This window comes from Duncaniella sp. C9 (assembly GCF_004803935.1).
In the GTDB taxonomy this organism is placed as follows: Bacteria; Bacteroidota; Bacteroidia; order Bacteroidales; family Muribaculaceae; genus Duncaniella; species Duncaniella muris.
This window is the reverse complement of record NZ_CP039547.1, coordinates 16,240-39,293: the sequence shown is the minus strand read 5'-3', so window position 1 is coordinate 39,293 and position 23,054 is coordinate 16,240. Positions and strand designations below refer to the sequence as shown.

Below are 23,054 nucleotides of genomic sequence, written 5' to 3'. Positions count from 1 at the left end.
CGCACGGCAGTGAGGTCGTTGCAGGAGAACTTAATACTCCTTACTATATTGCGGATATCCAAGATGTCCGTCTTATTGTATCCCGATAGCGGGAGTGAATTGAGTTGCTTTCGCATAAATGATTGTTATGATTAAGTGGATAAAGTGGTTGTAGTGATGATGGAGGGGAATTGCGAGGTACTCGATTGGCTCAGGTATTACCTTAGCCTAAACTCGCTCCCCCTCCATTATCATTACGGTGGTTGCCGCCCTTTGGCGGCAAATCCTGCGGTTCGCAATGCTGAAACAGTCTAACCAATCAAAGTCAGATACTTCAGATACTATGGTAGGCATCTGTTTCGGCACACGATTGTTGCCAGAGATAGCGTTCCTCCTCCTTTGCCCGGAAGGCTGGAACAAATCTGATTGGATAACTAAATGTGTCGCTCATTTTTAATCTCTGTTTTAATAGTGGAAGCCAAGTAGTTAGCTATGGCTCTATAGCCCTGAGGTTATGAGGTCATGAAGCCTTGAACTATAGATAAATAGATTTGTCAATCAAACAATATAGAATATTGTAGGTAAATCAATCTTTAAGACAATATCATTATCGTTCATTAAGCAGTTCCATTTCCATATCTATAAGTTGAACTGTAAGGAAGGATACAAATCTGTCTATGAATAGATGTGCCTTTCAATAATATTCGTGTTCTCGAGACTGACTGAAAATCATACTTGCAGTTCAATGGTTGTTCCGGGATATCAACAGTGGTTTGAACTCCTTGAAGGCAGGCAAGATTGTCAATCCTTACTTAAATATACAAATAATAATCCAGTTTTTCAAATCGTCAGGTGATTCATAATTCCGCATTTCAGCATCTTGTCCGAATATGTCCGGCTATGTCCAAGTATGTCCGATTTGAGAAACTGAATTTTTAACAATTAAATGTACGATAATCCGGTCATGCCATAACTACACCATCAAATTTGCGGCGCATTTTAACCAGATCCTCCGAAATGGTCTTGTCCTGCATTTTCGCGTAGGTCTGCGTGGTTTTTATATTCGAGTGGCCGAGCATCTTCGAGATGGTTTCTATCGACACATGGTTGTCGAGCGAAAGGCAGGCGAAAGTGTGGCGCGCGACGTGCGTTGTCAGCTTTTTGGTGATACCCGCAAGGTCGGCGATTTCCTTCAGGTAGCCGTTGCATCGTTGATTTGATAATACGGGCAGCAGTCTGTCTGTACCGATTATTTTCTTGTGGTCGGAATATTTTTCGATAATCTGGCGAGGGATTTCCAACAGTGGTATCGAACTGAGTTCGTCTGTCTTCTCTCGGTGCTTCCGTATCCAAAGTTCGCCGTCGGCATCGGTCACAATCTTGTCGGCAGTGAGGGTTGACACATCCGAAAAAGCCAGTCCGGTGAAGCAGCAGAACACAAATACATCACGCACCGCCTCCAGTCGTGGGAGCACTTTGAGGTCGAGCGACATGATTGCATTGAGTTCCGCTTCGCTAAGATGCTCGCGATTGGTCTTCTTTTTTGAATAGGTCTTGCCGTAGAACGGATCGACGTCAAGCCATTTATAGTTGACTGCATCGCGTATAACGCTCCTTATGGTGCTGATGTAGCGAATCGCGCAGTTGTGCCCGCACCTCTTCTCTGTGCGTAGCCAAAGCTCGAAATCGTCAATCAGAGGGAGCGTCACATCACGCAAGGGGATGTCCTCGGCCTTCTTGTGCGATTTGAGGTATTCTTTTAGATAGGTTACACAACGCTCCCAGCGAAGAACAGTACCCTCTGAGATGTCGCCAAGTTCCAGCCGCTTACGATATTTCTGGGTCAAGCCGAAAGCACGGTGCATGAATTTTGAGAAAAGTGTTAAATTTGTGGCATGAAAACCGCAGATGCAATATGGATGTGCCTGCCCGAGGGCATGGACGAACTATTTGAAATGGTGCGCTTCGAGCGCACGGAACAGTCCTATGACATATGGCTTGACGAAAAGAAGAAACTGTCTGATGAAGACTATCGTAATCCAAATATCGTAGCGCGAGGCTATACGGATTATGTAACAATACAGGACTATCCGATGCGTGGACGGCCTGTATTTCTTCACATGCGCAAGAACAAGTGGTGGGACAGGCAGACCAACGAAATCTTCAGCTACAATCTCGAACTTCCCAACGAGGAAGGAACACGACTCAGCGCCGAGTTCGTGGCTTTTTTAAAAGACGAAGGTGGAGACGACAGCCCTGTCGATTAAACAGATAGCGCAGATGTACTGCGTCAACGGCAAACATTTTGCCGACTTGTACCGCAATAAGATAAGCGGTTACGCCGACTGGTGCGAACAGGAGCTTGGCTGTGGGTTCTATTTCAACGCCGATAATATCGGCCCTTACATGAGTCTTGATGAGACGTGTCTGAGCAACGGGGAGGTATGGACGTTCCTGACCAACAAGGACGGCCACGGAGGCAAGGGAACACTTGCGGCAGCCATTCCCGGAACAAAGAGTGACGAAATTATATCCATACTCATCGGAGCTATGGAGAAATCAATCAGACGCAGGGTCAAGGAAGTGACCTGCGATCTCTCGCCATCAATGATGCTCATAGCCGCAGAAGTGTTCTATAACGCCCATGTAGTCAACGACCGTTTTCATGTCCAACAGGTCTATAATGAGGCCGTTGACGAAATCCGCATTGACATTCGCCGACAGCTCATCGCAGAGGAAAACAACCGCAACAAGTCCGAACCGCCGGTAACGTACTCCAACGGAGAGACCATGCGCCAGATACTGGCTCGCAGCAAACACACTCTGATGATGTCGCAGAACAAATGGACTGACATACAGCGCCATCGTGTCAACATACTGTTCAAATACTATCCAATATTGAAGGCTGCATACAGCCTTGCGATGGAGCTGCGCAAGATTTTCAACGCTAAAATCTCACCGACAAAAGCCATGGGGAGGATGAACAAGTGGTATGAAAAGGTAATGGCATTGGGTAACAACAACTTCCGCTCGGTAATCAAAACATTCAAGAACCACGCCCCAACAATCCTGAACTATTTCCGTCGTCGTGCGACCAATGCCTCTGCCGAGGCATTCAACTCTAAAGTCAAAATATTTCGCTCACAAATGCGTGGTGTCCGGGACCGCGACTTCTTCATCTTCCGATTAGTCAAACTCTACGCCTAAAAATTTAACACTTCTAATTGCCCAATTTAACATATGCACCGTGCTTTCGGCTTGAGCCATATTTCTCATTGTTTTCGCAGAAAGTTTCAAGAAACATCCGGATTTTAACTTTTTCGTCAACACCGAGAAAGCGTTTTTTCATAGTGTCCGGATTGATTAGTGCACCTTCCGCCACCATTTGGGTGTGGATTGCAAGGAGCTTTGCCCTGACGGTTTCAAGATATCGGTTAAGTTCGATGTCGGCTCGGCTTTTGCCTTTGGACATACCCTTTGCCGCAACCCACATATCGGGATTGACAGTCCGGTTGATGTTCAGCTCCGCACGTTGACCCGCGATTGTGATACGCAGGATAATCGGCACCTCGCCGTTGCGTAGCACCCGCGCCTTTCGTGCGATAAAGGTCGCATTAAAGAATTGCTGATTCTTCATACTTTGATGTGGTTTAGTGTTACATTAAAGTTACAAAAATTTTCTCAGTTTTGCAAACTTCAAGGCAACGATTTGAAAAACACATCAGTACGAGTATCCGAGGGTCCATTCGAGGGTCCATTCGGGTGTCCGATGAAAAAATGTACCCTCCGAAGATGCCACAACGCCGTGATTGTAGAATCTTGACGATGGCGTAAATATCTGAACGATAGCGTTCAGAACCCTTGCGAGGGTACAATCTCCGCTCCTGCCGGCAATGTACCCTTTTGGGACACCCCGCCACTTCAATATTCTGCGTAGAAACGCCGGTTGGGGATAACGAAAAACCTCTGAAATCGTCTGGATTTCAGAGGTTTTCTGCATTTTGATGCTTTGTCTTGTGACCCCGGAGATTTCGGAGTTATTTCATCTGTTAGCACTGGTTATCAAAGAGTTGCGAGCAAGAGTATAGAGCCGACTCACTATTGGCTCACTCCGCTACTTCAATGTTCTTCACCGTTATGATGATACGGTAATGCAAAGTTAATATTTTATTCCCAATCATCAAAGAGCCAAAGCGTTAAAAATCCTTTGGACTCACGAATACAGGAATTTTCCGGCTTACGGTTCAAAATGCCAAATCCAAGTATTCCATAAGAGAATGGCTTTTGCCGACTCACGGTTGATTTGCCGTGCTGTTTTCAGCCGAAAATGCTTCCTGCGACTATCTTTTGACTGCGGTTATCTCATCGGTCAGCAGGTGGATTGTTGATGACGGATTAGTGTATGCCTCTTTGGATTTTGCTCGTTTGGCGGCATCTCCAATCGCGTCTATCAAGACCTTTTTCATTGCCGTGGAGAATATGCCTTTCTGATAATCTGCATCTATTCCTTTCAACATTGCAAGACATTCGGCGGATGACAACTCCTTGTTGGTGTCCTTATAATGTAACAGAAACCAATACTCGATACTGGGATTGGAGAGCAGTAACACTGCTTCTTTTATCTTTCGCAAACGCTCCAGCATACCCGGCACATCAAGGTCAAACATCAAAAATGTCTTATCCTCCGATGTTGTAAATCTGTCACGCTTGCATCTGTCAATATAAGGCTGTGAAATATTGGAATCGCTGACCCTCGCTATAATTTCCACCGGCACACGGAAACTGCGACGCAGCAGGTCAACGTATGCCGCCTCCGTCTTACCCTCGCAGAACACGAAGAACGTCGGGTTCATCTTCTTACCTCTTGGCTGCTTTGCTTTTCGTGCCATAGTCAGATGTTCTCAAATTCGTTGATATACGGCACGGCATCGAAACGCCCCTGAAGGTAGGCTTTCTCCAAATCCATTTTCTCCCGGAAATCCTTGTAGTCAAACAATGAATACAAATCAGATGAACCGTCGTCGCGCTTGTTGACAAAGAAAATCTGATCCTTGCGGAAGCGCGTCATGTCAAGCAGGTGTGTGTTGTGGGTTGTGAATACCAGCTGCGCGGATTTGCTTGAATGGAACAGGCTGATAAGATACTCCACCAAGCGGGTGTGCAGACTTGTTTCAACTTCGTCAAGGAACATCACCTTGTTGTTGCGTACCACATCCATGACCGTCAGCATGATTTTGAACAGGATTTTCGTACCCTCCGATTCTTCGGTGTTGAAGTCAAAGGGCAACGCCGGATTACGGCGGTGGAATGTAGTCAGTTCACCGTCTTTATAGGTAAACTCAACGATATCACTGTCGGCGGCTTTAAGCACCCGAAGAACTGCGTCTTTGTTGTCACCAAGAAAACGGTCAATGGCAACAGAAGTCTTGCCACGATAACTGAACACCAGTTGCTCATTGAACCACCTATATATCTCCTTCGCCTTTTCCCTGTCCATCTGGCTTGCGCGTGATATAAACAGAGTCTTGCGCGAGGTGTTGGACGCTACATCCATCGGGCGACGGATAACATTGGTAAACTCATATTTTTCTTTCTTGCCGCCGGATATACGCTCGTCACGCGAAAAAATCAGCGCACGTCTGCCCTTCGGGTAATAATACAGGCTTTCGGTTATTATTTCATCACGGGTGCAACTGAATGAATACTCATGTTCTATGCCGTCAATGATGAAGCGTATATAAAACTCACTGGGAGCGTTATTTTCTCCGAACTTGAACGGCTTGAAACCAAAACTGTCACCCTCATTATAGTTATGGGAGTCGAGTATCATATCAACCGCTGCTTTAACGGCCTTGATTATGTTGCTCTTGCCGGAGGCGTTTGCACCATATATGGCAACCGTTTTCAGCAGTCTTTCATTCCCGACTGCAAATGTGTTGTCGGCAAGGGCGCGGGCCTCCTTTGTCTGGATGTTGGCAGCCTGTAAATCCAGAGTTATCTTCTCGTTTATCGAGAAAAAGTTGGTGAGAGTTATTTCCAATATCATTTCAAATGTCATATTTGGAATTATTTTGCAAATATAACACTTTAATTTGGATTTTAGGTTGTTTGGCACGAGATTTTTAGGATAGCACTACGGAAACGGATAGAGGCGTGGCGGCTCACAGTGTTGGCGTCGGTGTTGCCGTCGGATGGTGACGGTGATCCGGTGGGTCACTGACACCATCCGACCGCACCCCAACTATGGGAGAAGGCTACACACCGGTTTGCCTCAACGCCTTGTGAGGATGCGCCGGTGACGTCGCTTCCCTCACAAGACTCCAATCGGCAAATCAGTGTGCCATACGCCTTCTCCTTATAATGAATCTGAGCCGTCACGCCACTATCCGTTTGTTCCAGCCCACGGGAGCAAGAAAGCGTATGACGCCGATAATTACGCCATGCTCCATGTACGGCGGCATACACATACTTGCTCTTTCCGGGGCCATTGCTTTTATCTCAACGGTTTCCATTTTTCTTATGTCTGTCGTCCAGTGTCACCCTGCGGGGCTTTGCCGCCTCTATTTTTTATGCAGAGTATAATCTCCATTCAAAGTTTATTCGCTCGAAGTTGATTAACACGACGGTACGGGGTATTCTTTGGCATTCGCGCAAAAAAATCTCCACAGCTCCCGGTGGTCGGTAGTATTTTTTTGTGCAAGTGCCGAACACCCCTTTGCTCCCGTCGTGCCGCAGGGTCAACGAGCGAACAAACTTCAAACAGCGATTATACGCATTAAAAAAAATATCGCCTTATGACACTGAACGACAGACATATTAAAAATACGAGCTTCACACCTTCTCCAGCTCATACCGCATTAAAAAAGACGGCTAAGGTGGTGGGGATAGCAGTCGGGGCGGTTGTCGGGATTATTCTTTGGGCGATACTCAGACCGATATTCCGAGGTGTGGGGTGGATAATCTCAATCCTCACCGCAATAGGGATTATCTACTTGGTAATGACACTCTAAATATTTACGACTATGGCAACGAAAAGAAATTCAAAGACTTGGGAACAGCAAGCCAAATATTACGAAGTTGACAACATCGCCGAGTATATGGTGGAAACCTATATCAACGGCAACATATCAACATTCCGCAAGCTGTACTATGAACTCAAACCTGCGGGTCGCAAGCTGTTCATAAGCTGGCTTTTCCATACGGAACTGAACCGCAAGGAGATTGAAAAAATGATACTCGCAACACTCTAAACACATACGACTATGGCAACCACAAGAGAAAACAAAGGCACACGAGCCTTTAACAAAACTATCAAGGCGTATCTTGAAGAACGAGCCGAGAATGACGCACTGTTCGCAGTCAAGTTTGCAAATCCCTCGAAATCAGTTGAGGACTGCGTGACCTACATACTAAACTCCGTGCAGAAAAGCGGTTGCAACGGGTTCGAGGACGATGAAATATTCGGAATGGCAGTCCACTACTATGACGAGGAAGAAATTGAGGTTGGCAAGCCTATAAACTGCCAAGTGGTAGTCAACCATACGGTTGAACTAACCGAGGAGGAAAAGGAACAGGCACGGCAGGACGCCATCAAAAAACTCCGTGACGAGGAGATGAAGAAAATGCGAAAGCCTATCCAGCCGAGAAAGACCGCCGAGAAGAAAAACCAAGTTGAACAACCCAGTCTATTTGACCTCTAACATATTACGACTATGAAACCGACAACAAAATTCCATAAAGACATACTCAAAGAAAGCCGTAAACTCCGCCCCGTCACAAAGGCGCAGGCTCAATGGGCGATAGGCGAATGTTTTGAACACTTTGCCTTCCGTGTTCAGAGTGGCAATACCACCTGCATGGACTGCGGACACACTTGGCACAGCGATGAAACATCGGGCAAATGCGTATGCCCCCGATGTGGCAGGGAACTCACTCTTGAAACCACCCGAAAGCAGAAGGCGAGCGGTAAGATGTATTTCAACGTGCTTGGTATGAACGGGAAATACCAGACTTTGCGGATGTTCGCCATATTCGCAGAAATGCGCAAGGGAAAGAAAGCCGAATACAGCATCGTGGAAATCGGTCAGTATTGGGTAGCCCCCAACGGACAATGCGCCGTAATCGGACTTAGACGCAGTATGAGTTACTATGTGGATTGTTTCGCATACGGCTCGCCTATGGAGATACGGAGCAAGGATGATGTGTTCGCAGATATAGCGATGGATTTTCCGATGTATCCCAAAATGAAGATAATCCCATCTCTGCATATAGATGTTATGGGCAACAAGTTCTTCAATATGTCACCGGCGAGATGTATAAGCCGTTTTCTCTCGCAGCCCCAACTTGAAACGCTGATGAAAAACGATACCGAGCAAGTATTCAAATACTTTCTCAACCGCCCCTATGACTGCCGTATGTGCTGGGCTTCATACAAGATAGCCAAACGCCACCATTACGAGATAACCGACTTAGGATTATGGTGCGACTACATCAAGATGTTGCAGACCTGCAAGAAAGACACTCACAATCCCCACTACATCTGCCCCGACAATCTTCGTCAGGCACACAACATATACCACAAAAAGGTCATGGCGATAGAGGAACGCAGACGCAGGGAAGCCGACATAAGACGCAAGGAGAAGGAAGCACTCGCAGAGCAGGAAAGGAGAGATAGTTTTCTCAAACTCAAATCCAAATTCTTCGGACTTGTAATCTCCGATGGCGAGATTGAAGTGAAAGTGTTGGAGAGCGTGGAGGAATTTATAGAGGAAGGAGATGTCCAGCATATCTGTGTAGGTACAGCAATGTACTACGGCAAAAAAGACTCCCTCATATTGTCGGCAAGGATTAACGGCAAGCGGATTGAAACCGTGGAGGTGTCGCTTGAAACCCTTTCAGTTATTCAATGCCGTGGAGCGTGCAACCAAAACACCGAATATCACGACCGAATTGTGAATTTGGTGAACTCCAACGCCCAGCTAATCAAGGCGAGAATGACCGCCTAATGTTTAACACGACCTGCGTCAGCAATGGCGCAGGTCACAAAATCACCCTAATTATGAACGTGACATTTGAACATACGACAGTAGTCTATGACGATAAGATAGCCGAGGTGCTTGTCGGTTTTGTGAACCATATTCTTATAGCCTACAACGAGGAAACTCTAAGGCGGTTGGTAGCCGACTATGCGGAGAAATCGGCACTTGACCAATACTTCGTATATGGATTTGGCAGACACCACTTTTGGCTGGCTCAAAAGAAAATCACCGACCCCGAAAAGGTTTTCAACTACCGAATACTGATTGTGAAATTCTAAAATACATTGATATGGCAACAAGATTAACTGTGAATGGCGTATCAACCACCATTACACCCGATACCGAGCAATACGAGCGTTTTATGTCGGCACACCGAGGGAAACGTATCCTTTTCTATCAATATGACTATCGTGCCACCGACGGCACTCTATTCAGCACCGTGGCAAAGACTTTGAAAGAATGTCGCCAACGCCGTGATGAATGGCTGAACAAGAAAATCAACAACTCTAAATAATAGCGTTATGGACAACCAAGTAGCAAAAATAATACTCCAACAAATCGGAGGGCGCAGGTTTGTGGCAATGACGGGAAGCCACGATTTCATCAACCTCGGCAACGGACTGAGAATGAGCCTTAGCCGAAACAAGACATCGGCTAACCGCCTTGAAATCATATACGATAGTGGCGCAGACCTCTACAATGTCAGATTTTATCGTCAGAGCATCAACCACAAGACGTTTGAGGTGACGACAAAGGACATCAAGACGATAGATGGTGTCTATTGCGATATGTTGGAGGGCATCTTTACCGACGTGACGGGATTATACACCCGATTTTAACCGAACATTTGCCAAGTCGTAATAGAGAAGGCTGGCGACCTCGTGATGAAGTCGCCAGCCTTGATTTTGCCAAAAATTTCGGCCGCCAAAAGGCGGCGTTGGTGCATTTCTATATGACAAACTGTCATATCAGCAAAATATGTTGCTTTGGCATACTATTTGCCTGATTTATAACTGACAATAGTGTCACAAAACCGAAAAATTGTTTTTTTAGTTATGGGAATCAAACCGGGACCCAAAAGAATTGCCAAATCTACTGGCAAACCAGATCGTCGTCAGAGGGATAATAAATCCACTCCGGGAAACACACCCTCTCTCAAGCCCCATATCCATAAAAAAGGGGATTGATCCAAATCTTTATGGATAACATTTCAGATTGCCCATACAATTGGCTAATTGCTGATTATGTGGGCGATTTATTTGTTTCCATAGGTCAAGATAAACTTTATTTGAGCATAATCTCTTGGTAAAGATTGCACACGATAAAAATAACAGTTAACTTTGCATTGACAATTAGTGTCACAAGTGACATAAAAAATCAATGCGCATGATTATTCAACGGCCTCATTATCTCCAAAAACTCATAGATTGCCGACACAACGGTCTGATTAAGACCGTTACAGGCATCCGGCGCTGCGGCAAGTCATATCTTCTTTTTCAACTGTTTTCTTCATGGCTGAAAGAACAGGGCATTTCGGATGACCATATCATAAAGATAGATTTAGAAAACCGTCGCAATAAAGAACTTCGGAATCCGGATGTATTGCTTGAATACATAGATTCAAAAATAAACGATGATGGGATGCACTATATCATGATTGACGAGGTGCAACTTGTAAGCGAATTTGAGGATGTGTTGAACAGCTATCTTAAAATGTCCAATGTTGATGTGTATGCAACGGGAAGTAACGCCAAATTCCTTTCCAAAGATGTCATAACGACTTTCAGAGGTCGAAGCATTGAGATAAAAGTATATCCTTTGAGTTTTCGGGAATTTTTCTCTGCCTATGGAGGACAACAGGAAGACGCATTGGACGCTTATATGACTTACGGAGGAATGCCGCAGATACTGGATTTTAATGATGAAGGACTGAAAAGCGATTATCTTAAAAACCTTTATACTGAAACATACCTGCGTGATATAAAGGAGAGGTATCAGATTAAGAATAATGAAGATATGGAAAATCTGCTTGATTTCATATCCTCATCAATTGGTAGCCTCACCAATCCGACCAAACTTTCCAACACATTTGAAACAGTAAAGAGGGAGAAAATAAGCAGGAACACAGTTTGCTCTTATCTTGAATACATTTGCGAGGCATTTCTCGCAGAAAAAGCCTCACGATATGATGTCAAGGGCAAAAAATATTTGGATACGCCCTACAAATACTATTTTACAGATCTCGGTCTTAGAAATGCCCGACTGAATTTCCGCCAACTTGAACCATCACACATGATGGAGAACGTAATTTACAATGAACTGCGTATAAGAGGATTTAATGTTGATGTCGGTGTCGTGCCGATTGTAAGGCGCAACGCTGAAGGAAAACAGGAACGTGTACGGCTTGAAATAGACTTTGTATGTAACAAAGGCAGCCGAAAATATTATATCCAGTCGGCATATCAAATGCTTGATGAAGATAAAATAAGACAGGAAGAAGCATCGCTACGAAATGTCGATGACTCGTTTAAGAAAATAATAGTTGTTGGTAGCAACATTATAATCCGCCGCAATGAAGCCGGTATTACCACTATGGGAATATACGATTTCTTGTTAAAAGAAAATTCTTTAGAACTCTAAAACATATATGTCTGATACCTTTGCCCTGATAATCGGGAATAATTCATATTTTGAGCCGTTCAACCTGAATAATGCCATTTTTGATGCACAAGCAATCAAAAATGTATTCGTTAATCTTGGATATGATGTTGTGGAGTATTATGATGTTGATATTGCTCATATCGTAGAAGTCCTTCGTGTAATTAAAGAAAAAATCAAAAATTACAAACATTTCATTTTATATTATGCAGGTCATGGGATGGAGTGCAGAGGTATTAATTATCTGCCAGCAATAGATTGCCAATTACAGTTTGCAGATGAATATTCTCTATCCCATCAAAGCATTGGTCTTAACGAGATAATGAAGATATTGAATGAAAATACAGAAATGTAAATATAGTAATCTTAGATGCTTGTCGTCAGGAAATTAATGAGAGAGGTGTTGTAGGAAACTCTTTTGCTCCTATAAATGCACCCAAAGGCACCTTAATTGCATTCGCCACATCGCCAAAAATGAAAGCAAAAGATGATGGCATAGATGGTCATAGCCTATATACAGGTGCTTTATTGAAATATATTGGCAGTGAACGACTGTCGGTGGAAACTCTTTTTAAGAAGGTTAGACAGACAGTTGCGTTGCTCTCAAAAGGCACTCAAGTTCCGTGGGAACATACTTCACTAATTGGCGATTTCTATTTTAACAAGGGGCAAATGGTCGTAGCAAAGAATTTACCTTATGCAGAAAATGTAATTAAAGATCGCTTATATAATCAATTAGATGAATTTGGATTGCTAATCGAAGAACTGGCTTCTGCTAATTGGTATAGACAAAATGCAGCATTCCCAAAGATTATTGCAATGATACCTAATTTGGACGCCAATCAAAAATTTATTTTAGGGAGGAATTTATATCAAGCCAGTGCAAATCCATTTAATGTTGCCAACTATTTTGAATCGCTTGGAAATAATCTTCATAGGTATTCTGAAAATGATGGTGTTAACCACATATTGAATGGAATCCTATTTGAAATTTACTTTGATTCAAATGGCGATTTTAGAGATGTCTTGAAAGCAGAGGATTTGGATTCAGTTCTTTTGCTACGAAAAGATCACAGATTCATAAAATCTTTTGAATTTATTAGAGAGGCTCTTTCCTCCTATTCAGACAGATTATTATATCTCCCTTCTGATGATGACACCCCAATTGGCATTAATATCGAAATGGATCTACATAAATCTAATGAAGACAAGCAGTATATCACTAAAATTTCAGTTGGCGATTATAATGTAACCCCAAATATAGCATCGCATATCTGGTTTACTGAAGAAAATCTAAAAATAACGCTTTCGTCACTATTTGCAATTCCCATAGATTTAATGAGAATTAACTCACAAATCAAGATTACAGCCTCGAAGATTAAAACGGATTGGGATTTGTAGATTATCGGTAAGGTTTCTACAAAGATTTGCAAAAACCTTACCGATATAATTTATGGAAACAAAGCGGCGAACTCGGTCAGTCGGCGCTGGTAAAGTTGTTTGTGGAATTTGCCTTTGTAGCGGCAGTGGGAGGTATAGGACTTAAATATGTCACGGTTGCCGGATTTCAGTTTTTTCAGCACGGTGGACTTGTTCACTACTCCGGGGCCGCAGTTGTAGGCTAATACGCCTAACAACAGGGCATCTTTGCCGTATGCCTTGTAGAGTGACACAAATTTCAACAGGTCTTTTCGCAACAGGGCGTCAGATTGTTTCTCGGTGAGCTGCACGCCTCGTCGGTATGGCTCGCCGGGTAACACTCTATGACCATATCCGACATAGGGATAATCCTTTGGGCGGTGGAGCGTTTCAAATTTCTTGATGATAATCACAGCTCTCTCGAATGGCGGCAGATCCATTATGTTTATCTTCCGCCCGGCGGCGTTGCCCACCATGACGGTGAGCAACGCGAGAAACATCAGCAGGATTTTCTTCATCGGATAGCCGGATTTACGGGTGTCACAATCGGGCTGACAATCGTACCCTCATCACCGCTGTCTTTGCTGTTGAACTCGAAGGTCTGCTCCCACGGGGTGGTATTGAAGCTGTCCTCTAATGTGGCGATGACATTTATGTTTAACAGTGCCTCCAACGATGAGTAAATCAGACATGTAAGTTTGCTGTTCACAACATTATTTTGGAGGCACTGGCAGAGATTCATCATAGGCTATCCAAGTAAGAGAGAAGATTTTCATCGGTTTTCCATGAGATTTTCTTCCCATTGGAACTATCGATAGCACAGGTCATGAGAGCTTTAGCTTTCATCTCCAAATTTACTTCAGCATAGATGTTCGTTGTGTTTATAGATACGTGTCCGAGCCAAGCACGGATCGTATTTATATCCACTCCTGCTTGCAGAAGATGTGTTGCGGTGGTATGCCGGATCGTATGTGGGCTAACTCTCTTGTCCCTTACGGAAGGGAACTGTAGTTCCAGTTTTTGAGCATACCGACTCACCATTTCGTATATTCCAAATCGGGTTATACGTTGGCCGTAGCGGTTTAAGAAGAGTGGTTCATCTGGCTTTCTGTCATTGATTATTGTCTTAAGGATTGCACAGACATTGTCCCAAAGGGGGCATCTGCGAGTCTTGTTTCCTTTCCCAACAATGGTTACCAAGGGGATTGTTGATTCACTTTTGCTTTTGGCAAGCGTCACGGATGATACGTTCAGGTCGGATGCTTCTTCGGCTCTCGCTCCTGTATTGTATAGGAAGATCAAAAGAGCGTAGTCGCGTCTGCCCTGAGCGGATCTCTGGTCGGGCAGAGATAGCAAAGCATCCATCTCAGACTTTTCAAGATACGTTATCATTCTCTTAGGGGCTTTCTTCTTAGGGATATTGCGTATGTTTCGGCTCCATTCCATATGCTCCGGAGAGTTCATGGATACATACTTTGCGAAGGCCTGTAATGCGGCAAGTCTTTGGTTTCGAGTAGCCACTGAGACGTTACGGGTTTCCTGCTGATTGTCAAGAAAGTCTGACACGACATTGATTGTCAGTTCCTGAAGGTGGAGCTTGTCTGGATTTTTATTACAGACATCTCGAAGGTAGCCAACAAGAAGTCTGAAGGTATCGCGGTAGCTACGTACCGTATTACGCGACAGATTCTTGGCAGCCAGCATATAGTCGGTGAGATAACGCCGCACCCAATAACTGAGATATATGGTTTTTTCATTCATGTTGATTTGTTTTGGGGTTTGCATATTCAAAGAATAGATTGGCCGCATCTGAGAGCAGTCCGGTAGTCATGTTAAGATACACAGTTGTGTAACTCACTTGTTTATGGCCCAGATAGGTAGATAACACAGGCAAAAGAGTCTGAACATCCTTACCATCTTGGTACCACTTTCTTAATCGGTTCACAGCGAACGTATGGCGCAGATCGTGGATACGTGGCTGATACCTTGTGTTGTCGTTTCGGCTGATTCCTGCTTCTATACGTATCTTTTTGAAGATGCCGTTTATGCAGTTCAGTCTCATTGACGAGCCGTTACACATAATCCATAGAGATGTGTCTTCATCAGAGATCTTGCAGTTGTCCTTTCTCCATGAAAAGAACTTTTCAATCAGTTTCTTTACTTCCTCGTTGAAAGTGACAGTTCTTGACGTGTAAAATTTGGATTCATGGATTGTGATACAACAGTTTGCCAGATCCACATCTTTCATGCGAAGGCTCATGGTCTCTGAGATTCTTAACCCCAGCACATATGTCAACTGAAGGATTGCTTTGACGCATTCAGGATATGTGAGAGAAGGCCGTTTCTGATATGTCATGGCAGCTGAGAACAACTTCTTGAGCTCGATATCTGAGTAAATATACGGTGTTATTCGCTGCGGTTTCTTAGGCTTATCCATAGTCAAGGGTATTTTTGATACATACCCTCGTGACATGCACCACCGGAAGAAGCCAGACAGAGCAGCGTGACGCGTAAACCACTTTCGAGTAATCTCGTTGCCTCCTGATTGCAAAAAATCTGATGTGATGGATGCGGTTATCTCTAACAGATTCATATCTTTCCCCAGATAATTGCAGAACTGTTTCAGAAGATTCGCATTGGTTTTGAACGACTCTCCCAATGAACGTCTATACTCGACATATTTGTCAATGGCACTATTGAGCATCATAACTCAAGCACCTCCTTACAGTCCATATCCGACACTTCCCTTAGTCTGGAGAAATTGACCTTGGCGTAGATGGCGGTAGTATCGATTTTCACATGTCCGAGCACATCTGCGACTTCTTTAAGAGAGTGTCCTTCATTGACCAGTCTCGTTGCGCAACTGTGTCGGTAACTGTGAGGACCATGATGCCTTATGTTGAGTTGCCTGCCTTCCAGAGATCTACTTGCCACTTGGTAAACTGTTGATGTACATATGCCGTGGAATGGAGCTCGGGTAGTAAGGAACACAAACTCCTGCTTCGGATACTTTGGACGAGCTTCAAGGATATATCTCAGAAGTGGCTGTGCAACCTCATCTATCAGAGGCATTATCTGCGGTCTGCATCCTTTTGCCCTACGCAGATGAATGACGCTATTCCGCCAGTCAATGTCCTTGAGTTTCAGTTCAGTGATTTCACTGGATCTCAAGCCATACATTGCCAAAAGCGATAAAATTGCATGATTCCTTATGCCCTGAATCGTCGGATTTCGCGTAGATTCAGTCAAGATAACTTTCACGTCATCCCAATGAAGATATGACGGAAGTTGCTCCATCGTGTACAGCCGAGGGGCGGAAAGTGTTTTCCACAAATCGTCTTTCACCCATTGTCTATCAGCCGCATATCTGAAGAAGCAACGTAGTACGGATACAAGCCCTGCAATAGTGCGTCGATTACACCCATTGTAATGACGTTCTTTGAGATAACTGTCAATGTCTGTAGATTGAACATCGGCAAGCAATAAGCTTGAGCCCTGAAGGTAATTCATCAGATTACGAAGTATACTCAGACGGCTTCTATGAGTCTGGACAGAATATCCTTTGGATTCAACAAGCCAGTTGAGATATGACATGATCTTGTCTTTTTCGGGAAAATCATGTTCCTCCGGCTGGGCAAGTAGTCCCATATGTGAAAGCCAATTAGTTGTGACATGAATGAACGTCCGATAACTATTATCGGTACCGGATTTCTTTCGTTTGCTTGGATCCTCAACATCTCGCCATATAGCTGCCGCGTTTTGTATTTCACTCATGGTTACAAGAGAAGTAGATGGTAAATCAAGCAACTCTATGGCTGTCAGTTGATATTGTGCGATTCGTCTCAAAGTCACTGAAGGAACCCCCTGTTGTTCTTGAGCTTCCAGATATACGAGCCGTTCCATATACATCGGTGAGACAAGGTGTCGAACTCGAAAGTATCCTCTTGGAAAAATCTTGCTGATTATATTATCCTCAGGATAATAGCGGTGATCCAGTCTTCCCAAATATGTCAACCATCTCTTGGACGCACCAAGAAAGCGACAATGGAAATTAACCTCCACGCGCATATCACACCGTTGTTGACGTGTCATCGAATCCCATTCAGATGTCTTTTGGACGATATATTCCAATGGAATCTCGAATGTGTCACTTTCTCTAAGGGCAAGAAGTTCATCAATTGCGATTAGCAGACCAGCCAATCCTCGCAAATGTCGAATGCCCATTCCATCTGCGTGTAGTTTGTGCAGATATGCTTGTCTTTGCTCAGAGAATGAGGCTTGCTCATGTCTTTGCAAATCCAAGAAGTTTGTGAATAGTAAATTAAACATATTGTAGAATTAAAAAATGTCTGATATAAAATATGACTATTTTCTTAACCCTAAAATTATGTTGTTATGATTAAAGTTAATGCACATATCCTTAATTACTTATCAAGTGATGCAAACATAAATGTCATCGCCACATTAGAAGATTTATGTAATGGACAACATACATCTTCCACGACCACGAGGAATTTGTGTGCTTCGTCACTTTTGGCGGTGTAGTTCAGTCGGAATGTTTTACTTTCAAGAAGCACACGGTCGTTGTTGACCAGCACCGGGCCGTCAACGAGTTTGAGCGAGCCTTCTCCGTCGTACTGGAAGTAGCGTATGGTATAGAGGGTGTTGGCATAGTTGCCTTCGGGCTTTATCTCGAAGCGCAGTTCGATGGTCTGCCCTTTGGCAATCTTGTCAGCGTATGGCATGACTTCCACTGTGAAGGGATAGGACTGCTGCACATCGAGGTCGTCGGAGCAGGATGTGAGGCTGCATACGGCAGCGATTACAAGGGAGAGAATGGCGATAATGCCAAATGATTTTTTATTTGTCTTTTCCATTTTTGTGTCTGTTTAGAATTTTAGTTTTGTTGATTTCTTGGGGTTGAGCGATTGTAGGTAATCGTTCAGATCCTTGTGGTCGGGATAGAGTGCGGATTTGTCGCTCACCCTGTCGCCGAACTCGCGGCGCAGTCTGGCTACTGCGGCACGCCCGGCGGTATCGTTGTCAAGATAGCACAGTATCAGCGGGTATTCCGCCAAAGTCGGGATTGCTTTGCCGACATTCGCCACGGAGTTAAGCACAACACTGTCATTGCCTTCATTCAATCCGAGGCGTTCCGCCGAAAGAAAGTCGATGAAGCCCTCGAATACATTACACCGGGCGTTGCTGTTGGCGACATTGGTGATATGCTTTGGCGGATAACTTCCTTTGAAGAAGCTGTTTCGCAACTCAAATCCGTGTGCGCTGTTCTCAAAACCGATGGCATAATAGTTTTTGCCATGCAATTTATAATCCACCTGCACACAATATCGTTGTGCAATGTCGGCAGGTATGCCACGGTTGGCGAGGTAACGCAGTAGAGCCGGCGATACTAATTGGGAGATTTTCACGTCCTCAAAGGTCGGCTGCTCAATGAATGGCTCCGGCTTGTAAGGCTGTGATATCGGCATCCGCATCTTTTCGGCTATGTACTCCGCCTGTCGGATGAAGTCGGTGGAGTTACACAGTTCTCCGGCAAGAGTGAAGATGTCGCCTCCGGCACCGCTACCAAAATCGAACCATACATTTTTACGAGGATTGACATGAAACGATGGCTTTCTCTCGTTGCGGTACGGGGCATAAAACCACAGACCTTTGCTGTCGCGCCCAGTCGGCTCATAGCCGAGGTGGTGCAGAAAATCCACAAGGGATATTCCCTTGATAGCATCTATATCCATAGGCTAAAACCGCATTTTGCGTTTGGGTTTGGGCGGCTGTTGCTTAGGCTGTTCCGGTCTGCTGACGGGCGTAGCCGTCACATCACCCTCGGCTTCATCGCCGTTGACGGTCACTTCGTAAGTCTTGAACTCCTTAAAATCCTTCATCTGTGTGGCGATATAGAGGTTCAACTCGGAGCGGTTGCAGCTCCCGGTTAGCTCGTAAGCGAGATCATAAATGCCGCCATAGTATTTTTCGGGTTCTTTGCTGTCATACCAGCCATTCTTTTCGGTGTCCACCACCATAGTAGCGTTGCCACCGACAGAATACGGAGCGTTGTATATCAGAAGGTTGCCATCCTTTTTTATCGGCTCATAGCCGATCGCCTTCATAAAATCCTCCAATGGAAGATTATTTATATCGAGGTCTATCACAATCAATCCCATAGGTTTATTCTATTATGAATTTGACACCAACACCATATTGCATATGGAATATCTGCACATCGCTACCGAAAGTGAAACGCTCCTTTATATTTGCGGTCAGAGCAATTTTGTCTGAAAGGTAGAAATCCGCAGAGAGCGTGAGCGCGCCGCCATAGATGAAGTTGTCGCCGTCATGGAGCGTCGAACCGTCGGATAAAACCGACTTTCCCCAATTCACTGTTTCGTAGCCACCGAGAGCTGACACGCCGCCATATAGGTGGAAGGTCTGCGAGTAGTCGCTCAACAGATGGAGATTGTAGCCGACCTCACCTGTAAACTGAGCCACCGTGATACGACCTTTCGCGCCGTATGGCTTGTAGGTCTGGAGATACTCGCCGCCGAAGCTCCAAGTATTGGCACCGCCTTTATAGACGGAGTAGAACACTCCGAGAGAATAGCCGCAGTTGCGAGAGTTGCCGGTATAAAAGCCGTCTGCCATATCAGCCTTGATTTCTACCGTTGACATTCCGGGGAGGCATCGCTGGGCCATTGCCCGCCCTCCGAAAAGGGTGAGCATGGCAGCGATTATCATTATCGCTTTTCTCATAGGTTATTGTATGCTTAATTCGTCAATTATGTTGGCTCTCACAATATCCTCGTTCTCGACCACGAAAGACTGGTGTCTGCCGCCTTCCTTTTCGGCAATTTCGATAACGAGCTGCTTGTCATCGGGAATGGTGAATTTCTCCAGAGCGAAGACTGTTCTTTCGGAGGATTTTCCGTGTACCACCGTCACATAGTTCTGGGCGCGGAGCGGTTCAAGTACCTGCTCCTGCATAGCAGTACGCTTGATAACCTTCTTATCCACAATCTTGAAGCTGACATAATCGACATCGAAAGGAATGTTTGATGTGTTTTTCAGTTCGGTGTGGAAATAGAGAAGCCCGTTGTTGGCATATATGGATTTCAAGAGGAACTGCACCCCAAAACGCTTTGAGCCTATATGTTTGATTTCGCGCTTATTCTGCTTGTAGATACTTTTCATAATCAGCTTGACAAGCATCGGTGACTCGCTACCTAACTTTTCGAGGTAGATTTCCTGCGCATTATTCGGGCGGTTCACCGCCTCGCCGTCATGCAGAAAATCGGTCATCTCGATATTGAGCAACAGCGGCTCTTTGGCGAATTTCACGTTGAAACTATAATAGCTTCCGTCCTCGGTGATTACCGACAGATTTGTTTCCTGCTTGAACGACTTGAAGGCTGATTTGACGCGCAGCACGTTCTTCGCGCCGTCGGCTAATCCGGCGACAAGGTTCTCGTTGCCCAAGTCGCAATAGACTATTTCCGAGGGAAATATGATGTGCGTAGTCTTTTCGTAGCATACCTCCAGAGCGTGAGGCGGTATCATCCGGTCGAAGCCGACCTTGCGGGTCAGACCGTCGAACTTGTCACCGTCGGTGTAGTTGCCGCCGTACACATTGATGTCGTGTTCTGCTACCTGAGTGGCAACCTGTTCCGTGCCAGACGGCACGTTATTATCGGTGTTTTTAACCGACTTTGTTCCGGCAAAAGCAGTGCTTGCCATGCCGATAACGGCAATAAGCGAAAGTAAAAAGAGTTTGTAATTCATTGAATTGTGGATTTAATGGTGAATAATCATATGTCTTCCGGCTGGTGAAGCATCACACGGTAGCCGGCTTTGAGGTGGACTTTGACGGTTCGCAGCTTCTTGGTAAGATACTGGCTGACACCGTTTATCAGCCCGCGCCCCACATCAGAGGCAATCTGCGCCCTGGTATTTGTGGAAATGTTGATCGAGCTACCCATCGTACTGCCCATATTGGCACCTATCTCATGCAACGCATCACTCTCCATTGACTGCGGTATATTGATACCCTCCTGCCCGTCGGAGTCATAAACCTGCAACTCCACGTCATATATCGAGCCTTCGCACTCGATGGAGGTGATTTCAATCTCCAGCCTTTCGCCCTGCACTCTTGCAGAGCCGACAACGGTGGTGTTACGCGGTATCAGGCGGTTGCCGACCCACATAGGTTCGGAGGTTCTCAGCCTGACACTCTCGCCGTCAACCACACTCTGGTTACCGGCCACCACTGCGGCTATGGTATTCTTGGCGACCGCCCTCATTGTACCCACCGAGGTATTGAAGCCCCTGACGGTTGATGTCTGACCGAGCGAGGATACCACATTCCTGTTGACCTGCGCCACCGGCTGCACATCCCGTTTGCCCTTTTCTTCGGTAGGATGTGGCGGCGAATAGCTGCCGCCGTTGCCCATATACTGTGCCGCCAACTGATACGAGCGTTCCATCAGTTCCATCTCGTCGGGCTGTGCCGCCTGTTGCTGTGCCAGAGCGTTCTGAACCTCCAACTCTGCAATACGCTCATTTAGAGCCTCCATTTCAACATTGTCGGCTGAGGTATCCTCCACAAAAAAGTCATTGAGCGACGCCTGAACCTCCTGATACGCCTGCGCGGAGTTCTCAACGGCGGACTGATGCTCAACGGTATCGGTTGTAAGTGCGGTCAGAGTATCAAGGGCGACCACCGCACGCTGTTGCGCCTCCTTCTCTTTGGCGGCATCGGCGGCGGCATATTCCTCCGCTTTGGTCTTGATGCCGCCGTTCTCACCCTCAGGAATTTCGGTGTTGAAGGCATTGCCGACCTTGCTGTCATTCTTGTTGAGGCTTGTGTACAGCAGCCACAGTATCACTATGCCGCACACGACAGCCGCCGGGAACACGACTAAGTATTTCATCATCTTCTGCCGTTCAGCCTGCGATTTGGGCTGGAAGAAGCCGTTAATCTTCGCTTTCCACTCCTGCATCGTCATAGTCTGGAAGATTTTGAGGTTCATGAACGGGAGATTTGGTAACGATGTCGATCGGCATTATATGCTCAATCGCCACAGATTTTTGCGCTTTGCCCAGACCTATCCTGTAACAGGCGTGACCGAACACGAAGAAGGCGGTAAGCACAAACACGGTCAGCATCAGCGACACGACAGTAAGCCGTTGTTTCTGGGGAATTGACTCGCACGCTCCTTTCAGGCGCGTTGTGAGCCTCCCTTTCGGGGTGCGCCACATATTGTTATATATGGCGGAGAATATTGATTTAATCTTTGTCATAATTGAATTATCGTTTTACGGTTGAAATATCCTTGTTCTCAAGTATTGTGAAGCCTTCGATGATGAAGCCGTTGGGATTGTCGTCGGAGCGTGAGGCGTTGGAGAGGCGGCACTGCGTCACCAGTGTACGCTCTGTAACATTGCTTTCGCGGATAATCATTTGTCGGGCATAGGTTTTAGCGATGTACGGATAGTTGTTGAAATCGCACACCACACTGTCCACTTGCAGCACTTGGTTGATGTTGCCGGCGATGATACGGTTGTAGTAACCCTTCTCCGAGAAATCGGTGTAGTAGTTGTATGCCGACTTGTCCGACAGTATAAGGGCGCGGTTGATGTTATGCTCAATCGCCGATTTGTCGGGCGACAGAGTGAAAAACAGTTCATGGAAGCGTCGCACATGTTCACGGGCTTCCGCCGGGCGGTTCTGCTCCATGTCCTGCGACAAGGCGAGCATAAGACTCTTGCCGTTGTCAAGAACATAGATTTTTTCCCTCTGCCTTTCAGCGAAATTGAACACGCAGATCAGAGCCACCGACACCACCACGGCACACATCGCCACAAACACAATACCAAACAGCCGTATCTGGCGGAACGAGGTTTCGATGTTTTTAAGTGATTTGAATTGCATTTGAATGTCGTTTGAAT

General features: G+C 45.5%; 29 protein-coding genes. 11 read left to right on the top strand and 18 right to left on the bottom strand.

Annotated features, from left to right (window positions below; all coding sequences use genetic code 11):
- Positions 1–941: 941 nt before the first annotated feature.
- Complete coding sequence (locus E7745_RS00230; protein WP_136408037.1) at positions 942–1,844, bottom strand: site-specific integrase; 903 nt, start codon at positions 1,842–1,844, stop codon at positions 942–944.
- 30 nt (positions 1,845–1,874) lie between these two features.
- Here E7745_RS00230 and E7745_RS00225 point away from each other — a divergent pair, with 30 nt between their 5' ends.
- Together E7745_RS00225 and E7745_RS00220 are read left to right on the top strand one after the other, a co-directional pair.
- A complete protein-coding gene (locus E7745_RS00225) occupies positions 1,875–2,246 on the top strand; it encodes a transposase family protein (protein ID WP_107037111.1) in 372 nt (123 codons plus the stop codon).
- Positions 2,221–3,186, top strand: a complete 966-nt coding sequence (locus E7745_RS00220) for a transposase (RefSeq protein ID WP_240740261.1) — start codon at positions 2,221–2,223, stop codon at positions 3,184–3,186. The genes E7745_RS00225 and E7745_RS00220 overlap by 26 nt, the downstream gene beginning before the upstream one ends.
- 13 nt (positions 3,187–3,199) lie before the next feature.
- Here the strand turns inward: E7745_RS00220 and E7745_RS00215 are convergent, their stop codons facing one another.
- From E7745_RS00215 to E7745_RS14745, 4 genes are all read right to left on the bottom strand, one after another.
- A complete protein-coding gene (locus E7745_RS00215; RefSeq protein WP_136408036.1) occupies positions 3,200–3,616 on the bottom strand; it encodes an Arm DNA-binding domain-containing protein in 417 nt (138 codons plus the stop codon).
- Positions 3,617–4,319: 703 nt separating this feature from the next.
- Complete coding sequence (locus E7745_RS00210; protein WP_136408035.1) at positions 4,320–4,868, bottom strand: RloB family protein; 549 nt, start codon at positions 4,866–4,868, stop codon at positions 4,320–4,322.
- A gap of 2 nt (positions 4,869–4,870) precedes the next feature.
- A complete protein-coding gene (locus E7745_RS00205) occupies positions 4,871–6,025 on the bottom strand; it encodes an ATP/GTP-binding protein (RefSeq protein ID WP_123618502.1) in 1,155 nt (384 codons plus the stop codon).
- A 328-nt stretch (positions 6,026–6,353) separates the two neighbouring features.
- The gene (locus E7745_RS14745) at positions 6,354–6,491 is read right to left on the bottom strand and encodes a hypothetical protein (RefSeq protein ID WP_168181922.1); all 138 of its coding nucleotides are present in this window, start codon (positions 6,489–6,491) and stop codon (positions 6,354–6,356) included.
- Positions 6,492–7,001: 510 nt separating this feature from the next.
- Here E7745_RS14745 and E7745_RS00195 point away from each other — a divergent pair.
- The 9 genes from E7745_RS00195 (at position 7,002) to E7745_RS00155 (ending at position 13,076) form a co-directional block, all read left to right on the top strand.
- Entirely contained in the window at positions 7,002–7,229 is a 228-nt protein-coding gene (locus tag E7745_RS00195) for a hypothetical protein (RefSeq protein ID WP_068959945.1), read from the top strand.
- 12 nt (positions 7,230–7,241) lie between these two features.
- Positions 7,242–7,679 (top strand): PcfK-like family protein, encoded by a 438-nt coding sequence (locus E7745_RS00190; RefSeq protein WP_136408033.1) that lies wholly within the window; start codon positions 7,242–7,244, stop codon positions 7,677–7,679.
- A gap of 12 nt (positions 7,680–7,691) precedes the next feature.
- Positions 7,692–8,984, top strand: a complete 1,293-nt coding sequence (locus tag E7745_RS00185) for a PcfJ domain-containing protein (RefSeq protein ID WP_136408032.1) — start codon at positions 7,692–7,694, stop codon at positions 8,982–8,984.
- A gap of 53 nt (positions 8,985–9,037) precedes the next feature.
- Positions 9,038–9,295, top strand: coding sequence for a hypothetical protein (locus tag E7745_RS00180; protein WP_124030599.1), 258 nt, complete (start codon positions 9,038–9,040; stop codon positions 9,293–9,295).
- Positions 9,296–9,306: 11 nt separating this feature from the next.
- Positions 9,307–9,531, top strand: coding sequence for a DUF3873 domain-containing protein (locus E7745_RS00175; protein ID WP_107033526.1), 225 nt, complete (start codon positions 9,307–9,309; stop codon positions 9,529–9,531).
- A gap of 7 nt (positions 9,532–9,538) precedes the next feature.
- Positions 9,539–9,856 (top strand): hypothetical protein, encoded by a 318-nt coding sequence (locus tag E7745_RS00170; protein ID WP_124030600.1) that lies wholly within the window; start codon positions 9,539–9,541, stop codon positions 9,854–9,856.
- A 547-nt stretch (positions 9,857–10,403) separates the two neighbouring features.
- Entirely contained in the window at positions 10,404–11,657 is a 1,254-nt protein-coding gene (locus tag E7745_RS00165) for an ATP-binding protein (RefSeq protein WP_124030601.1), read from the top strand.
- A 7-nt stretch (positions 11,658–11,664) separates the two neighbouring features.
- A complete protein-coding gene (locus tag E7745_RS15160) occupies positions 11,665–12,030 on the top strand; it encodes a caspase family protein (RefSeq protein WP_124030602.1) in 366 nt (121 codons plus the stop codon).
- Between the two features lie 2 nt (positions 12,031–12,032).
- Positions 12,033–13,076 (top strand): caspase domain-containing protein, encoded by a 1,044-nt coding sequence (locus tag E7745_RS00155; protein ID WP_370291914.1) that lies wholly within the window; start codon positions 12,033–12,035, stop codon positions 13,074–13,076.
- Between the two features lie 50 nt (positions 13,077–13,126).
- On the opposite strand, the gene E7745_RS00150 is transcribed toward E7745_RS00155, so the two are convergent.
- From E7745_RS00150 to traK, 13 genes are all read right to left on the bottom strand, one after another.
- Positions 13,127–13,612: a lysozyme gene (locus E7745_RS00150; protein WP_136408031.1), complete on the bottom strand. Its 486-nt coding sequence runs from the start codon at positions 13,610–13,612 to the stop codon at positions 13,127–13,129.
- A complete protein-coding gene (locus E7745_RS00145) occupies positions 13,609–13,803 on the bottom strand; it encodes a hypothetical protein (protein ID WP_136408030.1) in 195 nt (64 codons plus the stop codon). Before E7745_RS00145 ends, E7745_RS00150 begins: the two co-directional genes overlap by 4 nt.
- 32 nt (positions 13,804–13,835) lie before the next feature.
- Positions 13,836–14,798 (bottom strand): tyrosine-type recombinase/integrase, encoded by a 963-nt coding sequence (locus tag E7745_RS00140; protein WP_240740338.1) that lies wholly within the window; start codon positions 14,796–14,798, stop codon positions 13,836–13,838.
- A gap of 49 nt (positions 14,799–14,847) precedes the next feature.
- Positions 14,848–15,531, bottom strand: a complete 684-nt coding sequence (locus E7745_RS00135; protein WP_240740337.1) for a tyrosine-type recombinase/integrase — start codon at positions 15,529–15,531, stop codon at positions 14,848–14,850.
- Positions 15,532–15,797: 266 nt separating this feature from the next.
- A complete protein-coding gene (locus tag E7745_RS00130; RefSeq protein ID WP_136408029.1) occupies positions 15,798–17,423 on the bottom strand; it encodes a tyrosine-type recombinase/integrase in 1,626 nt (541 codons plus the stop codon).
- Positions 17,424–17,518: 95 nt separating this feature from the next.
- Positions 17,519–17,971: a DUF3872 domain-containing protein gene (locus E7745_RS00125; RefSeq protein ID WP_136408028.1), complete on the bottom strand. Its 453-nt coding sequence runs from the start codon at positions 17,969–17,971 to the stop codon at positions 17,519–17,521.
- 12 nt (positions 17,972–17,983) lie between these two features.
- Complete coding sequence (locus tag E7745_RS00120) at positions 17,984–18,850, bottom strand: toprim domain-containing protein (RefSeq protein ID WP_124030606.1); 867 nt, start codon at positions 18,848–18,850, stop codon at positions 17,984–17,986.
- Between the two features lie 3 nt (positions 18,851–18,853).
- Positions 18,854–19,276, bottom strand: a complete 423-nt coding sequence (locus tag E7745_RS00115; RefSeq protein ID WP_124030607.1) for a hypothetical protein — start codon at positions 19,274–19,276, stop codon at positions 18,854–18,856.
- Between the two features lie 4 nt (positions 19,277–19,280).
- Entirely contained in the window at positions 19,281–19,862 is a 582-nt protein-coding gene (locus E7745_RS00110; RefSeq protein ID WP_124030608.1) for a conjugal transfer protein TraO, read from the bottom strand.
- A 3-nt stretch (positions 19,863–19,865) separates the two neighbouring features.
- On the bottom strand, positions 19,866–20,888 hold the full coding sequence (traN, locus tag E7745_RS00105; protein ID WP_124030609.1) for a conjugative transposon protein TraN: 1,023 nt from the start codon (positions 20,886–20,888) through the stop codon (positions 19,866–19,868).
- 26 nt (positions 20,889–20,914) lie between these two features.
- A complete protein-coding gene (gene traM, locus E7745_RS00100) occupies positions 20,915–22,135 on the bottom strand; it encodes a conjugative transposon protein TraM (RefSeq protein WP_124030610.1) in 1,221 nt (406 codons plus the stop codon).
- Entirely contained in the window at positions 22,080–22,406 is a 327-nt protein-coding gene (locus E7745_RS00095; RefSeq protein ID WP_124030611.1) for a TraL conjugative transposon family protein, read from the bottom strand. Before E7745_RS00095 ends, traM begins: the two co-directional genes overlap by 56 nt.
- A gap of 7 nt (positions 22,407–22,413) precedes the next feature.
- Positions 22,414–23,037, bottom strand: a complete 624-nt coding sequence (traK, locus tag E7745_RS00090; protein WP_123486682.1) for a conjugative transposon protein TraK — start codon at positions 23,035–23,037, stop codon at positions 22,414–22,416.
- Positions 23,038–23,054: the final 17 nt, after the last annotated feature.

Coding starts and splice junctions, on each gene's coding strand:
- E7745_RS00170 (WP_124030600.1), top strand. CDS start 9,539: ATGGACAACCAAGTAGCAAAAATAATACTCCAACAAATCGGAGGGCGC.
- E7745_RS00115 (WP_124030607.1), bottom strand. CDS start 19,276: ATGGGATTGATTGTGATAGACCTCGATATAAATAATCTTCCATTGGAG.
- traK (WP_123486682.1), bottom strand. CDS start 23,037: ATGCAATTCAAATCACTTAAAAACATCGAAACCTCGTTCCGCCAGATA.
- E7745_RS00230 (WP_136408037.1), bottom strand. CDS start 1,844: ATGCACCGTGCTTTCGGCTTGACCCAGAAATATCGTAAGCGGCTGGAA.
- traM (WP_124030610.1), bottom strand. CDS start 22,135: ATGAACCTCAAAATCTTCCAGACTATGACGATGCAGGAGTGGAAAGCG.
- E7745_RS00165 (WP_124030601.1), top strand. CDS start 10,404: ATGATTATTCAACGGCCTCATTATCTCCAAAAACTCATAGATTGCCGA.
- E7745_RS00110 (WP_124030608.1), bottom strand. CDS start 19,862: ATGAGAAAAGCGATAATGATAATCGCTGCCATGCTCACCCTTTTCGGA.
- traN (WP_124030609.1), bottom strand. CDS start 20,888: ATGAATTACAAACTCTTTTTACTTTCGCTTATTGCCGTTATCGGCATG.
- E7745_RS15160 (WP_124030602.1), top strand. CDS start 11,665: ATGTCTGATACCTTTGCCCTGATAATCGGGAATAATTCATATTTTGAG.
- E7745_RS00095 (WP_124030611.1), bottom strand. CDS start 22,406: ATGACAAAGATTAAATCAATATTCTCCGCCATATATAACAATATGTGG.
- E7745_RS00120 (WP_124030606.1), bottom strand. CDS start 18,850: ATGGATATAGATGCTATCAAGGGAATATCCCTTGTGGATTTTCTGCAC.
- E7745_RS00125 (WP_136408028.1), bottom strand. CDS start 17,971: ATGGAAAAGACAAATAAAAAATCATTTGGCATTATCGCCATTCTCTCC.
- E7745_RS00215 (WP_136408036.1), bottom strand. CDS start 3,616: ATGAAGAATCAGCAATTCTTTAATGCGACCTTTATCGCACGAAAGGCG.
- E7745_RS00175 (WP_107033526.1), top strand. CDS start 9,307: ATGGCAACAAGATTAACTGTGAATGGCGTATCAACCACCATTACACCC.
- E7745_RS00150 (WP_136408031.1), bottom strand. CDS start 13,612: ATGAAGAAAATCCTGCTGATGTTTCTCGCGTTGCTCACCGTCATGGTG.
- E7745_RS00190 (WP_136408033.1), top strand. CDS start 7,242: ATGGCAACCACAAGAGAAAACAAAGGCACACGAGCCTTTAACAAAACT.
- E7745_RS00130 (WP_136408029.1), bottom strand. CDS start 17,423: ATGTTTAATTTACTATTCACAAACTTCTTGGATTTGCAAAGACATGAG.
- E7745_RS00195 (WP_068959945.1), top strand. CDS start 7,002: ATGGCAACGAAAAGAAATTCAAAGACTTGGGAACAGCAAGCCAAATAT.
- E7745_RS00205 (WP_123618502.1), bottom strand. CDS start 6,025: ATGATATTGGAAATAACTCTCACCAACTTTTTCTCGATAAACGAGAAG.
- E7745_RS14745 (WP_168181922.1), bottom strand. CDS start 6,491: ATGGAAACCGTTGAGATAAAAGCAATGGCCCCGGAAAGAGCAAGTATG.
- E7745_RS00135 (WP_240740337.1), bottom strand. CDS start 15,531: ATGGATAAGCCTAAGAAACCGCAGCGAATAACACCGTATATTTACTCA.
- E7745_RS00225 (WP_107037111.1), top strand. CDS start 1,875: ATGAAAACCGCAGATGCAATATGGATGTGCCTGCCCGAGGGCATGGAC.
- E7745_RS00180 (WP_124030599.1), top strand. CDS start 9,038: ATGAACGTGACATTTGAACATACGACAGTAGTCTATGACGATAAGATA.
- E7745_RS00140 (WP_240740338.1), bottom strand. CDS start 14,798: ATGCTGGCTGCCAAGAATCTGTCGCGTAATACGGTACGTAGCTACCGC.
- E7745_RS00210 (WP_136408035.1), bottom strand. CDS start 4,868: ATGGCACGAAAAGCAAAGCAGCCAAGAGGTAAGAAGATGAACCCGACG.
- E7745_RS00185 (WP_136408032.1), top strand. CDS start 7,692: ATGAAACCGACAACAAAATTCCATAAAGACATACTCAAAGAAAGCCGT.